General features: G+C 26.8%; 17 protein-coding genes. 12 read left to right on the forward strand and 5 right to left on the reverse strand.

Annotation, left to right across the window (positions count from 1 at the left end):
* Positions 1–20: 20 nt before the first annotated feature.
* The 3 genes from larC2 to H8S20_RS12010 are packed head-to-tail and all read left to right on the forward strand — an operon-like array spanning position 21 to position 1,555.
* Positions 21–425 (forward strand): nickel pincer cofactor biosynthesis protein LarC2, encoded by a 405-nt coding sequence (gene larC2, locus H8S20_RS20820; RefSeq protein WP_366456163.1) that lies wholly within the window; start codon positions 21–23, stop codon positions 423–425.
* The gene (locus H8S20_RS12005; RefSeq protein WP_186860271.1) at positions 412–1,050 is read left to right on the forward strand and encodes a hypothetical protein; all 639 of its coding nucleotides are present in this window, start codon (positions 412–414) and stop codon (positions 1,048–1,050) included. Before larC2 ends, H8S20_RS12005 begins: the two co-directional genes overlap by 14 nt.
* Before the next feature lies 1 nt (position 1,051).
* Entirely contained in the window at positions 1,052–1,555 is a 504-nt protein-coding gene (locus tag H8S20_RS12010) for an AAA family ATPase (RefSeq protein ID WP_186860272.1), read from the forward strand.
* 42 nt (positions 1,556–1,597) lie between these two features.
* On the opposite strand, the gene H8S20_RS12015 is transcribed toward H8S20_RS12010, so the two are convergent.
* Positions 1,598–1,960: a hypothetical protein gene (locus tag H8S20_RS12015; RefSeq protein WP_186860273.1), complete on the reverse strand. Its 363-nt coding sequence runs from the start codon at positions 1,958–1,960 to the stop codon at positions 1,598–1,600.
* A 180-nt stretch (positions 1,961–2,140) separates the two neighbouring features.
* On the opposite strand from H8S20_RS12015, the gene H8S20_RS12020 reads away from it, so the two are divergent.
* The 7 genes from H8S20_RS12020 (at position 2,141) to H8S20_RS12050 (ending at position 9,374) form a co-directional block, all read left to right on the forward strand.
* Positions 2,141–2,659, forward strand: coding sequence for an RNA polymerase sigma factor (locus tag H8S20_RS12020; RefSeq protein ID WP_186860274.1), 519 nt, complete (start codon positions 2,141–2,143; stop codon positions 2,657–2,659).
* A gap of 10 nt (positions 2,660–2,669) precedes the next feature.
* The gene (locus H8S20_RS12025; RefSeq protein WP_186860275.1) at positions 2,670–3,662 is read left to right on the forward strand and encodes a hypothetical protein; all 993 of its coding nucleotides are present in this window, start codon (positions 2,670–2,672) and stop codon (positions 3,660–3,662) included.
* Between the two features lie 68 nt (positions 3,663–3,730).
* Positions 3,731–4,696 carry a hypothetical protein gene (locus H8S20_RS12030; protein WP_186860276.1) on the forward strand — a complete coding sequence of 322 codons (966 nt, stop codon included), beginning with the start codon at positions 3,731–3,733 and terminating at the stop codon, positions 4,694–4,696.
* Positions 4,697–4,932: 236 nt separating this feature from the next.
* The gene (locus tag H8S20_RS12035) at positions 4,933–6,048 is read left to right on the forward strand and encodes a hypothetical protein (RefSeq protein WP_186860277.1); all 1,116 of its coding nucleotides are present in this window, start codon (positions 4,933–4,935) and stop codon (positions 6,046–6,048) included.
* Positions 6,049–6,449: 401 nt separating this feature from the next.
* Positions 6,450–7,073: a cyclase family protein gene (locus tag H8S20_RS12040; RefSeq protein ID WP_186860278.1), complete on the forward strand. Its 624-nt coding sequence runs from the start codon at positions 6,450–6,452 to the stop codon at positions 7,071–7,073.
* Between the two features lie 277 nt (positions 7,074–7,350).
* Positions 7,351–8,043: a hypothetical protein gene (locus H8S20_RS12045; protein WP_186860279.1), complete on the forward strand. Its 693-nt coding sequence runs from the start codon at positions 7,351–7,353 to the stop codon at positions 8,041–8,043.
* 65 nt (positions 8,044–8,108) lie between these two features.
* Entirely contained in the window at positions 8,109–9,374 is a 1,266-nt protein-coding gene (locus H8S20_RS12050) for a sensor histidine kinase (protein WP_186860280.1), read from the forward strand.
* Positions 9,375–9,579: 205 nt separating this feature from the next.
* On the opposite strand, the gene cls is transcribed toward H8S20_RS12050, so the two are convergent.
* Positions 9,580–11,019 carry a cardiolipin synthase gene (cls, locus tag H8S20_RS12055; RefSeq protein WP_186860281.1) on the reverse strand — a complete coding sequence of 480 codons (1,440 nt, stop codon included), beginning with the start codon at positions 11,017–11,019 and terminating at the stop codon, positions 9,580–9,582.
* 81 nt (positions 11,020–11,100) lie between these two features.
* Positions 11,101–11,736, reverse strand: a complete 636-nt coding sequence (locus H8S20_RS12060; protein ID WP_186860282.1) for a CPBP family intramembrane glutamic endopeptidase — start codon at positions 11,734–11,736, stop codon at positions 11,101–11,103.
* Positions 11,737–12,054: 318 nt separating this feature from the next.
* Here H8S20_RS12060 and H8S20_RS12065 point away from each other — a divergent pair, with 318 nt between their 5' ends.
* Positions 12,055–12,660: a hypothetical protein gene (locus H8S20_RS12065; RefSeq protein WP_186860283.1), complete on the forward strand. Its 606-nt coding sequence runs from the start codon at positions 12,055–12,057 to the stop codon at positions 12,658–12,660.
* A gap of 89 nt (positions 12,661–12,749) precedes the next feature.
* Positions 12,750–13,541 carry a potassium channel family protein gene (locus H8S20_RS12070; RefSeq protein ID WP_186860284.1) on the forward strand — a complete coding sequence of 264 codons (792 nt, stop codon included), beginning with the start codon at positions 12,750–12,752 and terminating at the stop codon, positions 13,539–13,541.
* Between the two features lie 68 nt (positions 13,542–13,609).
* Here H8S20_RS12070 and H8S20_RS12075 read toward each other — a convergent pair whose 3' ends face one another.
* On the reverse strand, positions 13,610–14,659 hold the full coding sequence (locus tag H8S20_RS12075) for a HAMP domain-containing sensor histidine kinase (RefSeq protein WP_186860285.1): 1,050 nt from the start codon (positions 14,657–14,659) through the stop codon (positions 13,610–13,612).
* The gene (locus H8S20_RS12080) at positions 14,646–15,326 is read right to left on the reverse strand and encodes a response regulator transcription factor (RefSeq protein WP_186860286.1); all 681 of its coding nucleotides are present in this window, start codon (positions 15,324–15,326) and stop codon (positions 14,646–14,648) included. Before H8S20_RS12080 ends, H8S20_RS12075 begins: the two co-directional genes overlap by 14 nt.
* Between the last annotated feature and the right edge of the window lie 20 nt (positions 15,327–15,346).

Raw genomic sequence — 15,346 nt, forward strand, 5'->3', positions numbered from 1 at the left:
TAGAAAGTAATATAGATGATATGACTGGAGAAGTCGCAGGATTTGCAATGGATTCACTGTTAAGTAATGGAGCCTTAGATGTATTTTATACGTCGATACAAATGAAGAAGAATAGGCCAGCTTACAAATTAACAGTTTTGTGTAATGAAGAGAGTTTAGATAAAATAAAAAGAATAATATTTAAAGAAACTTCAACTATAGGTATTAGAATGTACAAAGTTCATAGGGAGTGTATGGATAGGGAGTTTAAAACTGTAGATACGCCTTATGGACAGGTTACTGTTAAGGTTTCAAGTTTTGAGGATATAGTAAATATAGCTCCTGAATATGAAGATTGTAGAAGATTAGCTACAGAAAGTAATATCTCCATAAAAGAAGTTTATGATAGTGTGAAGAGGGGTGTTTATATAAATGATAAGTATTAAAAAAAATAAAAGTAATATAGTTGCACTAGTGTTTTTAGCATTGTTTCTATTTGAAGCATTTACAAATAGCACAACATCAACTTTAGCAAAGGTTTTATATATAGCTATGATTATTTCTTTAGTGGGTGCTGAAATTATTGATAGAAGAAAAAATTCTAAAATTTCAAGGATAACTGATAGTGAACCAGTATTATCTACAAAGGATTCAGACTATTATTTAAGTATGGTAATTTTTCTAGTAATTATTAATGCATATGCCGCTATTTGTACTTTTGGCAATGGTAATTTAGATGGAATAGCAATATTCAAAGGTAATATTACAATAATGATTGGGCTTGTTTTGTTATTAATTGGATATGGATATTTTTATTTTTCATCCTCTCAAGATTTATACAAAAATGGGATAAAGCTTATGAACAATGCTTTTATACATAAAAAAGATATAGTACAAGTTACACATAGAAATACAATAATTAAAAAGAGAAAATTAATAGAGATTACTTGTAAAAATCAAGCTATAGGTTTTTCGAATACTGTAAGAATAAAATGTAAAAACAATGATGATTTTAATAAAGCAATTAAAATTTTTAAGAATAACATGGGAATAGCACCGAAGGGAATATAAAATGAATAAAAAATTTATAGTAATAAATGGAGTAATGGGAGTTGGTAAAACTACAGTTAGTAAGAAATTATATAAAGAATTAGAAAATTCTTTTTGGCTTGATGGAGATAATTGTTGGACCATGAATCCATTCATAGTTAATGAGGAAAATAAAGATATGGTTTTAAACAATATAAGTTTTATATTAAATAACTTCTTATCAAATTCAAGTTCAAAGAGTGTAGTATTTAATTGGGTTATTCAAAGTGATGATATTATGAATGAAGTACTAAGCAGAATTAATACTGAGAATGTTGATGTATACAAGATAACTTTAATGTGTGCGAAGGAAGAGCTTATTAGAAGAATTGAAAGTGATGTAAGATTAGGATTAAGAGATAATAAAAACGTAGAGAGAAGTCTAGAAAGATATGATATGTATAAGGCTATGGATACAATTAAAGTAGATACAACAGGGAAGAATATAGAGAAAATAGTAGAGGAAATATTAGGACTAGTGGAGTAGGAATGAAAAGGTTGGTAATATGAAAATTACCAACCTTTTTTATTAATAATTATCAATCCAGCCCATTTCTTTTAAGTTATCTAAAGTCTCTTTACTTATATCTTCTATAGATCCTTGAGCTATAAGTTTAAGCTTATAAACTCCACATAGGCCTGGGTAAGATTCTGCTACAGGTGTACATGTTATCTTAATTTTATCTCCAGTTTGGAGGTCATCAAATAAGGTATCATTCTTACTTTTATTGTTCATGACTATAGGTCCAATGGATTCACTTATTATCATATGTGCACCATTGTTACTTTCTATGTATCTACCAATTATAGTAGAAGTTTCAGAAGGATTGCATCCTGATAAGAGAGTGAGTAGAAAAATTGTAATAAATATTGAAGAAATAGACCTTTTCATAATATTACCTCTAATCTTAATTAATTATTTAAACTATATATATATTGACTAAAGAAATGTAGAAAATGTTCCGTAATTAACTTAAAAATTAATTATAAATATTTTAATTATTACCATAAATATAACTTATTCAAAACGTATATTAAGTGAAGTATGCTTCAAAAGACAAGTGGAGGAAATATGAGTGAGTTAGAATTTCAAAGGTGCTTAAGGGAAATAGATAATGGCAAAAAAGAATCATTAAAGAAGATTTATGATTATTATGGCCATGCTGTTTATTCTTATGCTTTATCTATTGTCAAATGCAAGGGATTAGCAGAGGATATATGTCAAGATGTGTTTCTTAAGGTGTGGAATAATAGTGATAAGTATAGAAAGATTAATAATCCGAAGAGTTGGATAATGACCATAACTAGAAATACGTCTATTGATTATTTAAGGAAATATAAAAGAGAAGATATAATAGATGAGTTTAATATAGCTGTAGATAAGGATATGGTTGAAGAGGTAAATCAAAAAATTCATATTAATGAGGTTTTATCAGAATTAAAAGAAGAAGAGAGAGAAGTAGTGATTTTACATGCAATATCTGATTTGACTTTTAAAAGTATCGGAGAGATTTTAGATAAACCTTTAGGTACAGTTACATGGAGATATCGTGAAGCGATTAAAAAGCTTAAAGAGAAAATTACTTTGTAGAGGTGAGTTTATGAATAATGATTTCAAAGATAGATTAAAAGAAGAATCAAAGAATGATATGCCAGATTTATGGGATAAAATAGAGTGTAGACTAGAAGATAAATACGAGATTCAGAGGATAAGTGGTACAAGGCAGGAGAATAAACGAAATAGAAACATTATTATTGTTGCTTCATTTATATCTTTATTAGTAGTGAGTATGGTGATAAAGAATTTTATAAATAGTAATGTAGAGATGGTTGAAAATAGTACTTTGCAGCAAGAAAGCAATGAAGAAAAAAATGAAAGCTTAGCTGAAGATAATAGTGAAAATACAAGTGAGAGCAATCAGGTTGATGAATTTGCTCTTGATGACAATATTGGAGAGAGTGAGCTTTTAGAGGATTTAAATCTTCAGAAGTTTTTAGAGGATAAAATTATAGTAAGCATTGGAGATCAAAATAGTTATGCAGCAGATCCTAATAGTATTGATTATCTAGGAATTTCAGAAAATATAGTATATGGAAAAGTTACTTCGGTTAAGAGCTATGTTAAGTTTGGATCAATGATTTATAGTGATATGACAATTGAAGTTATAGAGGATTATAAAGGTGATTTTAAGGGTGGAGACACTTTTATAATGGGATCTCACGGTGGGGAGATGACTTACGATGAGTATATTTCACAGATTGACCCTATGAGAGTTGAGAAATTTGGATATGACAAGGTTGAAGATAAATCTAAGAAGTTTATAGATTTAAGAGATGGAATACCAATGTATAGAGAAGGGGAGTACGTTTTAGTATATGTAAGCTCACTTGATAATAATGAGTATTATAAGGAACATCCAGAGCTAAGACAAAAGGAAAGCTATGATTATGGCGTTTATAAGACTCTATATGTAAATCCAAATACTAGAGAAGTGTTTAAGTACGAGTATAAGCCTAATAATACTCTTGAAAAGATAAAGGTTGGTACATTAGACGATATTGAAAATATTGACTTAAGTATTGATTTATATTGAAGAAGATAGAGTTTAAGGTATTTATAGATAATTAGAGTGTGAGAATGGTAATTGCAGGGAGGTAAATTATGAAGAGAATAGCTTTAATATTAATTTTAATGTTAGCTGTAAGTATTATAATTGTAGGATGTACTGACTCAGAAAAAGAAGAGAGGACAAATACTACTGTTTCACAGGGCTTGGAAGAGAATATAAAAGATAAAAATGATGCCAATATAGGAGAAGATAAGGATGAACTTTATGTGAGGATAAAGGCCAAAGGAAGTAAGAGATTTTTTAACGGCGGAGTAGCTTTTATTCCAAAACTTGAAGGGAGTAGTACAAAGGAGGTTAAATATAGATGGACTATAGATTATTCAGAGGAACAAGAAGATTTTATTGATGGGTTAGTAGGCGAAGAAGGCCCGGTTACAGAAATAATTAATAATGGTGAAGAAGTATCATTTGGAGTATATGCAGAGGTGAGTTATGTTCCAGGAGCTTATAGTGAAAGAAAAGTAAAGCTTCAGGTTTTAGATAGTGAAAGTGGAGAGGTTTTAGCTGAAGATTCAGTTAAAATTAAGAATTATGAAGGGTACTATATTGTAGAAAACACTAGAGATGAGAAGCTTGCTGAAAGGATATTAAAAACTTCTAATGCAAAGATTTATGGAGAGATGATTGATATGGTTTGGGACATAGATAGTGCATTAAATAGTGGGGTAAGCTATATTAATGTTGATACAAGAACTTTTGATGGATTTAATGAAGAAGATAAAAAGCAGTTATTTGAATATCTTGCTGAACAGTATGATGCAGAAATTTTAGATAAGACTATGGAGGAGCTTAAAGATGAAGGATATATCGAAGATCTTTCTTTTAAGGATGGAATAGTTTTTGGTATAGATAAATATATTAAAAACTCTGAAGATAAAATATCCCTAGAAGGTAGGAAATGGGCATCTGGCATGGGAGCTATTGGATTTATTTTTGAAGCCGAAAAAGTAGAGAATGAGTGGAAAATTAAAAAATGTGATATGACTTGGATAAGTTAATAATTAATAAGTTGTTATCTAAGAAAAAAATATATATGAATTATAAATTAGCCAGATTTGTTTTATAGCAAATCTGGTTAATGTTTTTACAAAAATAGTTGAAATGTTAAAAAATATATCGAATAGTATATGATATTAACGAATAGTTTAGAACGAAAATAATAAAATTAATTGAAAAATATGGTAAAATAAGTTGGGAGACATAATTTTATTATTTTATATGAGGAAGTGTAGTTATGAGAGTAAAAAGAAAAATATTATGTATGTTAATAGCTGCAACAGCTATATTTTCAGTTGGATGTGAAAGTAAAAAAGATTTATCTTCGAGTATAAAAGATGCTTTAAACCAACAAAGTGGGACAAGTTCTAATTACTTTTGGGAAAGTGATATGACAGATGATACTATTGCTATTATTGTAAATAAGTTTACCGAAGAACAATATAAATCGTTAGGCGAAACAACTAAAGTAATACTTCAAGAAGAGAGTAAAGATAAATTTTTAATAGTATCAGCTGAAGATAATACTAATGTTGAAATTTGGTCAGGACAATATGAGAATGATAAATTTGTAGAAAAAGAGTTAGAGTGTGAAATCACAGCTATTAAAAAAAATACAGTTGTTGAAGTACAAGCAAGTCGTTCAGAAGGGACACCTACCTATAAGATAAAGTTTAGTAATAGTAAAGGGGAATTAGAATACTATTTGACTGAAGATTTAAAAGACGGAAATACTAATATTGAATATTTAACAATAGATATTCAAAATAATTCTAATAGTGAAGAAAAAGCTGAGTCTGAAGTAAAAGAGGGTAGTGAAGCTACTAATAAATTAACAGTAGGAATGTTTATTCCAAATGGAAAGTATGAAATAAAATATGATGCTAGTGACCTAGTATCCAATAATGATTATGTATCAGGTAATGGTTCAGCATATCAAGTTATTGGAACTAATGGGAAGGGGCCTTATGTTAATGTGTATGAAGCTAAGGACAATGGACTTTATAGAGTGTTTACTGGAGATTTGACAGAGGATGAAATGGCTAGTGTAGAAACTATAAATTATCTTGATAAGAGAGAAAATACTGAAGAGGTATTTTTGTTAAATGAACCAATAGAAGTAGGAACTAGATGGGATAATAAAGAAATCGTTGAAGTCGGAGAAAATTTAAAGTTAGGAGATTTAACTTTAGAAGGGGCATACGTAAAAACTTGGGAGAAAGAAGTTAGTAATGGCATTGAATATATTAAGGTTTATTATTATTCAGAAGGATTAGGTTGTGTTCAACATAAAGTCTTACAAGGAGAAACTGTTGTTGAATATTCTATAGCGACAGAGGTAATAAAAAAATAAGGTTAAATTAAGATAAAATTTTACAATAGAGTGTTATTTTATGTATTAATTTGAATATAAGATTATATTACAAAACAGTAAAAAATACGATATAATGAGTTTAAAGCACGAAGGATAACTTCATATATTGTGTATAGGCAGTTAAGGTGTATATATGACAAAAACATAATAATGGATATAGCAACATATATATGGTTTAGGGACTTATTATAAAGAAATTCTAGAACTAGCTGTATGAATTTTAATAGAATAATGTTTTATCACAACGTTAACTAAAAAAAGGTTATGGTGATGAAAAGCAACTATAGATTTATAAAGGTAAAAGAGTAGAATAATAATATATTAGATATTTAGTCCTGAAAACCATGTGGGGTTTAAAAGCAAAGGAGAGGAAAGGATATATGAAGTTTTTAGATTTATCATATGAAATTGATAACGGTATGCCAGTTTATCCAGGAGATAAAGAGATAAACTTAGAGAAAATAGCAGAGCTTAATAAGGATGGATATGAATCTATTACTTATTCAGGCAATATGCATGTAGGAACGCATATAGATGCACCAATGCATATGACAGAAGATGATAAGTATATTTGTGATTATTCTTTAGAAAACTTTATTGGAAAAGGTGTACTACTTGATGTAAGGGATCAAAAGGAAATTAATTTAAAGGATGAATACTTTAAATCCATAAAAGAAAATCATATAGTATTGTTTTATACTGGATTTGACAAAAAGTATGGGGAAATGGAGTACTATGAAGGTCATCCTGTAATAAGCAAAGAAATGGCAGAATTTTTAGTTAGAAAGAAAGTGAAAATGGTAGGATTTGATATGCCTTCACCGGATAGAAGTCCCTATGAAATTCATAGTATATTTCTAAATAATAATATTTTTATATTAGAAAACTTAACTAATTTAGATAAATTAATATATGAAGAGAATTTTTCAGTTTTTGCACAACCATTAAAGATAAAGGCAGAGGGAAGTTTAGTTAGAGCAATGGCTGTATTTCAAGGATACTAGAAGTTAGCTAGAGTAAATTTGAATAGTTACTTTCGGTAATGATAATAAGTTTTTAGGCAATGATGAAAGATTGACTATAGTCAAGGCGGAAGGATTGCATTTTATAGTAAAAAGTTAAAATAAAGATATTATAATCAGTGTATGGATGATTATAATATCTTTATTTTTTATGGAAAAATTTATTGATGATATTATTATTTATTATACTGTGTGATAATAGAGTTATAAATAAATTTAATATAAGAGTATTTTTAACTTTTGAAGAGGTGGTATTTTTATGAAAAACAAAAGAATAGTAATTATTTTATTAATTTTGGCAGTAGTTATTACAGTTATAATTGGATGCACATATTTTAATAAACCTGTAGACAATAGTAATAATCAGATTAAAAATGAGGAGATAAATAATTCAAATAAAAGTGATATAGAGGGGGTTATAGAATTTTTAGGATCTATTTCAGGGGTTAAAGCAATAGATATTGAAATAATAAATAATCCAGTAGGTTTTACAGGAGAGTTATATGCACCGAAAGAATCTATAAAAAATGGTGTTGACTATTATTTAGCTAATACGAATAATGAGAAAATGGAAGACTTAAAGATAGATATAGGTGACAACTTTTTAAGTATTTATGTAAATTATAAAGTAAATAAAATGATTAAAACTCCTATAGAAGTGAGAGTTAATCCTGTATTAAATGATAGTGGGGATTTAGTAATTAATATTGAGGAAGTTAAGTTTTTAGATATAAAGATTGCTGATTGGATAGTAAACTTGGCTTTAAATAGTTTTGTTAAAGATTGGTTTCCAAGTGATGGAGATTTAAAGTTAGAATTTAATAAAGGTAACGTGGTCGTATATAGAGAAAATTTTAAAGGGGTAAATATAAACAAACTTTCACTTGAGAAAGCAGGATTAAAGATAAATGTTACAATTGATTTAGAAAAAGTATTGAATACAACTTATTAGCAAAATTGATAATAAAGAGAATATATGGTAAAATAATGTAGATATGATGGTTGGGGGGGAAAATCTTGTCTATAATTTTACCGATGCTCGAAAGTTTATGTGTTCTAGTTATATATAATATTTTGGTTAATAATAATGTAGTAAAAAATTTAAAAGAATATTTATTAATATCTACTGTTTTAGGAATAATAGTAACCCCAATATTAGAGTCAAACTTTAGTGGGGCGATATTAGCATTAATTATGATATTTATTTTTACTATATTTGTAAGCAGAATAGATAAAAGAGAAAAAATTAGTGTTTTCTTCGTAATGTGTGTTTCACATTTAATTCTTATTGTACTTCAGTTTATTTCTTCATTAATTATATATGTGTTTGTTGGAAGTAATGCTTATACTAATAGTATCTTTATTCCATTAATGATAATATTGTTCATTTTAGTACTATTTTTAGGACAGTTAACAAAAGTATTAAGGATAAACCTAGAAGAAATTATAAACAAACAACCACAGATAAATATATTAGTAGTAAATATTATATTTGTTGTGTTTTTAGTAAAGTTATTTGTTATGAATTTTGTTATAGAAATGAATATAATGCTTCAAATAGTAGTAATTTTATCGTTATTAATAGTAATTAATTCTTTATACTTTATTAGTATAGTAAGAAGGAATAGAAAAAGTAAAAAAGAAGAGATAGAAAAGAATATAGATCCTTTAATAGATGATCTTATGAATAAAATGAGAGCTAGGGAACATGAGTATAAAAATCATTTAAATATGCTTTATTGCATGGTTCAGGTATGTAATGAAAGTGAATTAAAGGAAAAGGTAAAAGATTATGTTGGAAGTATAACTTCTAATGAGGATGAATTAAGTAAAATAGCTAGGATAGATAATACTATTATTAAAGCTATTTTATTTAGTAAAGTTAAATTAGCAGAAAGTTATGAGGTAGAATTTAGGTATAACATTGAAAGTGGTTTAGAGAATATATCATTAGATAATTCAGAATTAACAGTATTATTGGCAAATTTATTAAATAATGCTATAGAGAGTAGTGGGCTATGTAAAGAAAAGTATGTAGAGCTCGATATATATGAAGAAGATGATGAATATATAATTTATTTAAAAAATTCTATAGAAGATTTAGAAAAAGAATCTATAAAAGGGATGTTTAAAGAAGGATACTCTACTAAAGGAATTAATAGAGGATATGGATTATTCAATATTAAAAGTATATTAGATAAGCATAAAGGGAATATATATTTCAATGTTGAAGATGCTTACATAGAATTTAATATAGAACTTCCAATAGAAAAATATAAATAGATTAAAATATGTTAGTAAAAGTTACTAACCACATTTTTAAGTTTAATAGTTAATTATTAGAATAGCTTATAGGAATCTTGAGAAGATAGTATTAAGAAATAAAAATATGGCAAAGTTTTAATAGGTATGAATCTATTAAAACTTTGCTTTTATAATATCTCTTAAGATATAAGAATATTAATTGCTTAAATGATATGATAGCTGTTTACAATACAGAGGAAAATAATTTTGAGAAAGCTTCTTTAGTTTTAACATACCTACCTCTATTATTATAAGTTTCTAAAGTTAGCTGAGTTGACTTAAATATGTCTTTTTCAAATTCTCTCTTCTGTTCTTTAGCAATTTTTTCTGAGTAAATAAATGCATTAACTTCAAAGTTTAATTCAAAGCTTCTTGTGTCCATATTAGCAGTACCAACAGAACATATTTCATCATCAATTACAACAGTTTTTGCATGAAGAAAAGCATTTTTATCATAATGATATATTTTAATATTAGAATTTAATAATTCACCAGCATAGAAGAGATTTGCCCAATAAACAAAAGGGTGATCACCTTTTCCAGGAATCATTATTTTTACATCAACTCCAGATAAAGCAGCTAGCTTTAAGCTATCTGAAATACTTTTATCAATAATTAAATAAGGTGATTGTATATATATATAATCTTTAGCTTTTTGAATCATTTTTAAATAGCCTAATTTAATTTCATAATTGTCGCTTAAATTAGGTCCACTTGATATTATTTGCATACCATCATTAGCAGGTCTTAATTCAGTTTGGTCTAAAACAAGTATTTTTTCTAGATCAATAACTTCTTTAGTTGCATATCTCCAATCAGCTAAAAATCTTAAGTTTAAATCTTTTACTGCAGAGCCTTCAAATTTTATATGAGTATCTCTCCAGTAACCAAATTTTTTATTTTTTCCTAAATACTCATCACCAACATTAAAACCGCCAACAAAACCTAATTTATTATCTACAACTACAATCTTTCTATGATTTCTAAAGTTCATATTTAAATTTATGATCTTTAACCACGAAGGAAAGAATTCTCCAACTTTACCTCCAGCCTCAACTAATGTTCTAACCTTAGCTTTATTAAGAGATCTACTTCCTACTGAATCATATAAGAAGCGTACTTCTACGCCAGAACGAGCTTTTTCCTCCAATATATCTAATATTTTAGATCCTATATCATCACTTTTGAATATGTAAAATTGAATATTAATACTCTTTTTTGCTTTTCTTAGACTATCTAATAACTCTTCGAAGAATATGTTTCCATCTGAAAATAATTCGATATTATTATCATCTCTATAAGGAGAGAAATCAATGGCTTCAAGAGATATTATCATATCTAAGTTTTTTAAATTTTTATTAGTGCTTTTTAATACTTCTCTTTCCTTAATATAGTCATTATATATTTTGAAAATTTTAATTTCTGAATCTTTTACACCGAACATATTAGCATTATTTAATCTTCTACCAACTAGTAAGAAAGCTATGAATCCCAAAAAAGGTGCTAAATATAAAATTAATGTCCAAGCTATAATGCTATTAGCAGGTCGTTTTTCTTTAAAAACCATGTAAACTATTGTAAAAAAGTTTATGAGGTGAATTAAGATTGTAAAGAATTTAAACATTTATTTACCTCCTAAAAATTATGTAAAATATATTTATTTTATTATATGCTAAAATAGAGAATATAAAAAGCTAGGAGATACCTAGCTTTTATTTTTATTGAATGCTAAATTAAAAAATTGTCTTAATAATAAGAGAGATATAGCAGTACATAAAGCCAATTGAAAGAATAAAACTATAAATGAATAGTTAGTAGATACATTTGAGAATGCCATAAAATCTAAGAAAAAATGAACAATAATTGACGGATATATACTTTTGTAATATAAGAAAAATAAGAATGAAGGTATTGCTGTAACTCCTATAGCAAAAATTATCCTTAATGATGAAGCGTAATTATAATTAATATGAAGTAATCCAAATATGAAACTTGATAATAATAAGGAAACTATAAATTTATTGTTTTTTAGTGGAGCAAATAATCTTAAAAAAGCTAAAAGCATAAGAACTTTAAATACTTCTTCTCCTATAGCGGTAAAAGGTAAATCTAAAAGTAATAAATAATATTGCGTATTAGTTAGACTTAGGTTTCCAATATTTTGAGGATCACGACCAACAACAAGTAAAGCTAAGTAAGTACAGATTGAAGTAACAACAAATAATTTTGCTGAAACAGTTACTGTTGTTTTAAAATTAGTTATATTTCGTATATAAGGACTTAAGTTTTTATAAGCATAAGTAACTCCGAATAAAGCTATAAGAAATTTAACATAAAGCATATCTATATGAGGTATAAATGGAGGAAGCTTCTTAAAAAGAAATAGTATTAAGTAAAGAGGGATTAAGAGGTATATAAAACAATCAAATTTCGATGGTTTACAAAGTGGTTCAAGGGATGTGTAGAGGTTATTAATCTTTTTAGATATAGTATTATTCATATGACAACTCCTTTTATATAATTATACATTTTATATATATGAAAGAATTTTTATATAAATGATATGTGGATTGATTAATTAAATATGTGATATTATTTTGGTTAATAATTAATTAAGTGATATAATGTACTAACTAAATATAAAAGGAGCAATTTTAAAATGGATTTAACTATAAATGAAATTAATGAAATAAGTGCAGAGGAACTTTTACAAAGAGTCTATGGTAAAAGTTTAGAGAGTAAGAAAACTGTATTAGAATATATTGAAATAGTAAAAGTATTAAGAAACCCTCAGGTTAATGAAGATAAGGTTCAAGAAACTTACAATTTAATTTATGATAGTATTGATAAAATGAATGGTAAAGTGAAGACTAATACTGTTATATATCTTATGAATGCATTGAAATCTCAATTGGGTAAATTTGTGAGTGATAAAGATCCTAAAAAGGAACATGGATTTATTAAATATTTTAAATTGGCATATCCTGCTAAGATGAGAGGTAAGGGCTTTACCAGAGTTCTTGCTAATATTAATAATATAACTGATGAACAAATATGGAATACAATTACGTATATTAATAGAGGATATATAAAGAGAGAGATTTATCTTACTGGAGAAGATAAAATAGCTATAAAAGAAATGGTTGAGAAGTTAGTAGAAAAGAGTAATATAAAATATGTTAATCAAGTAAAGAGCATGGAAAAATTAATGAGTGCTTTAGATATAAAAGTAATAAATGTAGATGGAAAATTTAAAATAAAATAGAATAGTGTTCAGTGTAAATTAAAAGCAAAAATAACTTTTGATTTACACTCTTTTTATTTGGATATAATTACAACAGAGGAGCTGATACTATGGATATAAAATCAAAAAGATTTTACTATGAGTTAATTATGATGGGATTAGCTTTAATTGCTGTAGCTATTACTATATGTCAATTGACAATGAATTTAAGCAGATATAATTTAAACTTATTAAATGAAATAGATGGATTTATATATGTACTATTTGTAATAGATTATTTTACTAGGCTTATAATAAGCAAAAAAAAATTAGATTTTATAAAGAGTAACAAAATAGATTTAATTACAATAATACCTTTTAGTAAACTTTTTATGTCCCTTAGAATATTAAGATTTTTGAGAGTAACAGAGTTTTTAAAAGCTATCAAGGCTTTAAGGGCTACTGTTTACATAAATAATTTTGCAAAGAAGATTTGGAGAGTACTTAAAACTAATGTTTTTTATTTTGTTGTATTTATTACTGTAATATTGATATTTTCATCTGCAACTTTTATGTCTATTTTTGAAAATATAAACTTTAAAGATGCTCTTTGGTGGAGTTTGGTAACTGCAACTACTGTTGGATATGGAGATATTGCCCCTACTACAGATTTGGGAAGAATAGTTGCTATAATACTTATGCTTGCTGGAATAAGTTTTTTTGGGGTATTAACAGGGACAATTTCAAGCTATTTTTTAAGAAAAGATATAGTTAGAGAAAAAGATAAATCTTATAAAAGGGAAGTAATTGATGATATAAAATATAGATTGGATGATTTTGATAATATCTCGAAAAGTGATTTAGAAGATATGTTTAGTGTGCTTTATGAACTAAAGAGTATAGAAAATAATGATGATGATTAAATAATAAATATATTAATAAAAGGATGTCTATTTTGAATCCTTTTATTAATACTAATATGAATTTATTATTAATCTAATGGAAGAGTAACTGTAATTATAGTACCTTTATTAAGTTGACTTTTAACTTCAATTATTCCATTATGCAGGTCTATTATTTTCTTTACCATGGTTAAGCCTAGGCCGTTACCTTCAATTGTATGAGAAGTATCACCTTGATAAAATTTATCAAATATATGCTTCTTAGTTTTTTGACTCATACCTATGCCAGTATCTCTTATTTTAAAGACTTTACTATCTTCAAATGACATAAGCTGTATATCTATCTTTCCTTCTTTATTAGTAAATTTTATAGCGTTCTCAATTAAGTTTACCCAAACTTGTTTTAGTAGTTCTTCGTTACCAATATACTTGGTTTCATCTAAATCAATATTTATTTCAATATTTTTACTTGACCATTTTGACTCTAATAGTAAAATAGAGTGTCTTATTTGTTCAGATAAATCAAAATTACTTTTAGAAGTATTTATAGTTTTATTTTCAATGTTCGATAGATTAAGTATGTTTGTTGCAAGTAGAGCTAGTCTATCTGATTCACTTATAATAATATCTAGATATTCATCTCTTTCTTCTTTAGTTAAATTATCATTTTTAAGTAGTTTCGCAAATCCACGAAGAGATACTATTGGAGTTTTAAATTCATGGGAGAAATTATTTACAAAATCATTTCTTAATAATTCAACGCTACCAAGTTCCTTAGCCATATTATTAAAGCTATTTGATAATTCTTTTAGTTCTTTAGGATGGTCAAAGTTTATTCTTATATCAAAATTACCGTTTGAAAGCTCTTTTGTAGCAGTTATTAATTTATTTATAGGCTTTAATGGTATCTTACTAAAAATAAAGGTTAGAACAGAACCAATAATGATACTTAAGATTGCTATAAAGATTAATATATATAATGGCTTTGGTCCATCTATAGGTGAAAATAGATTATTGTTATATAAAAAGGATATAATTAATCCAATAATGCACATAGTGGAAAAAATTATTATAAATACTATGCTTGTTAATATTAAGCTAAGACCACCATAGCTAGGTTTATTTTTACACTTCATCATTTCTTACCGCCTTATATCCTAATCCACGAACTGCAATTAAGCTAAATTCTGAGTAATCTTTAAATCTTTTACGAAGCCTATTTATATGTACATTTAATGTAGTATCAGAGGTTTCTGAATCCATTCCCCATATTTCATCCATAAGCTGTAACCTTGTAAATATTTTATTAGGGTAAGATAAAAGTTTATATAATAAATAGAACTCTTTTTGAGGAAGAACTTGTACATCATTACTACGACTGACTGTTAATGTATCATAATCTAGAACAACTGATGCTATAGTTAATCTCCTTTCATTAACTATAGAGGACCTTCTAAGAAGCGCTTTTATTCTAAGAAGCATTTCTTCTTCATCTACTGGTTTTGTCATATAATCATCAGTACCTACTAAGAACCCTTTTTTCTTATCTTCAGGTAGCTGTTTTGCTGATACCATAAGTATAGGAAGGTTATTATTGCAGGAGCGAAGAGTCTTTGTAAATTCATATCCATCCATTTGTGGCATCATAATATCTAAAACTATTAAATCTATATGCTCTTTATCTAATATATCAAGGGCATCCTTTCCGTTTTCAGTAGTAAAAGTTTTATACCCTTCATTACTAATAATAGCGTTCATAAGCTTTCTTGTATTTTTATCATCCTCAACTATTAATATATGAAACATAGATTACCTCCAAAATAAAA

Origin of the sequence: Clostridium hominis, assembly GCF_014287825.1 — a bacterium.
Classification (GTDB): Bacteria; Bacillota; Clostridia; order Clostridiales; family Clostridiaceae; genus Clostridium; species Clostridium hominis.

Bases quoted from the DNA above. Each gene is read 5' to 3' on its own strand.
- H8S20_RS12010 (WP_186860272.1), top strand. From the start codon at position 1,052: ATGAATAAAAAATTTATAGTAATAAATGGAGTAATGGGAGTTGGTAAA.
- cls (WP_186860281.1), bottom strand. From the start codon at position 11,019: ATGTTTAAATTCTTTACAATCTTAATTCACCTCATAAACTTTTTTACA.
- larC2 (WP_366456163.1), top strand. From the start codon at position 21: ATGACTGGAGAAGTCGCAGGATTTGCAATGGATTCACTGTTAAGTAAT.
- H8S20_RS12035 (WP_186860277.1), top strand. From the start codon at position 4,933: ATGAGAGTAAAAAGAAAAATATTATGTATGTTAATAGCTGCAACAGCT.
- H8S20_RS12040 (WP_186860278.1), top strand. From the start codon at position 6,450: ATGAAGTTTTTAGATTTATCATATGAAATTGATAACGGTATGCCAGTT.
- H8S20_RS12075 (WP_186860285.1), bottom strand. From the start codon at position 14,659: ATGATGAAGTGTAAAAATAAACCTAGCTATGGTGGTCTTAGCTTAATA.
- H8S20_RS12015 (WP_186860273.1), bottom strand. From the start codon at position 1,960: ATGAAAAGGTCTATTTCTTCAATATTTATTACAATTTTTCTACTCACT.
- H8S20_RS12065 (WP_186860283.1), top strand. From the start codon at position 12,055: ATGGATTTAACTATAAATGAAATTAATGAAATAAGTGCAGAGGAACTT.
- H8S20_RS12030 (WP_186860276.1), top strand. From the start codon at position 3,731: ATGAAGAGAATAGCTTTAATATTAATTTTAATGTTAGCTGTAAGTATT.
- H8S20_RS12025 (WP_186860275.1), top strand. From the start codon at position 2,670: ATGAATAATGATTTCAAAGATAGATTAAAAGAAGAATCAAAGAATGAT.
- H8S20_RS12070 (WP_186860284.1), top strand. From the start codon at position 12,750: ATGGATATAAAATCAAAAAGATTTTACTATGAGTTAATTATGATGGGA.
- H8S20_RS12080 (WP_186860286.1), bottom strand. From the start codon at position 15,326: ATGTTTCATATATTAATAGTTGAGGATGATAAAAATACAAGAAAGCTT.
- H8S20_RS12045 (WP_186860279.1), top strand. From the start codon at position 7,351: ATGAAAAACAAAAGAATAGTAATTATTTTATTAATTTTGGCAGTAGTT.
- H8S20_RS12005 (WP_186860271.1), top strand. From the start codon at position 412: ATGATAAGTATTAAAAAAAATAAAAGTAATATAGTTGCACTAGTGTTT.
- H8S20_RS12060 (WP_186860282.1), bottom strand. From the start codon at position 11,736: ATGCTTTATGTTAAATTTCTTATAGCTTTATTCGGAGTTACTTATGCT.
- H8S20_RS12020 (WP_186860274.1), top strand. From the start codon at position 2,141: ATGAGTGAGTTAGAATTTCAAAGGTGCTTAAGGGAAATAGATAATGGC.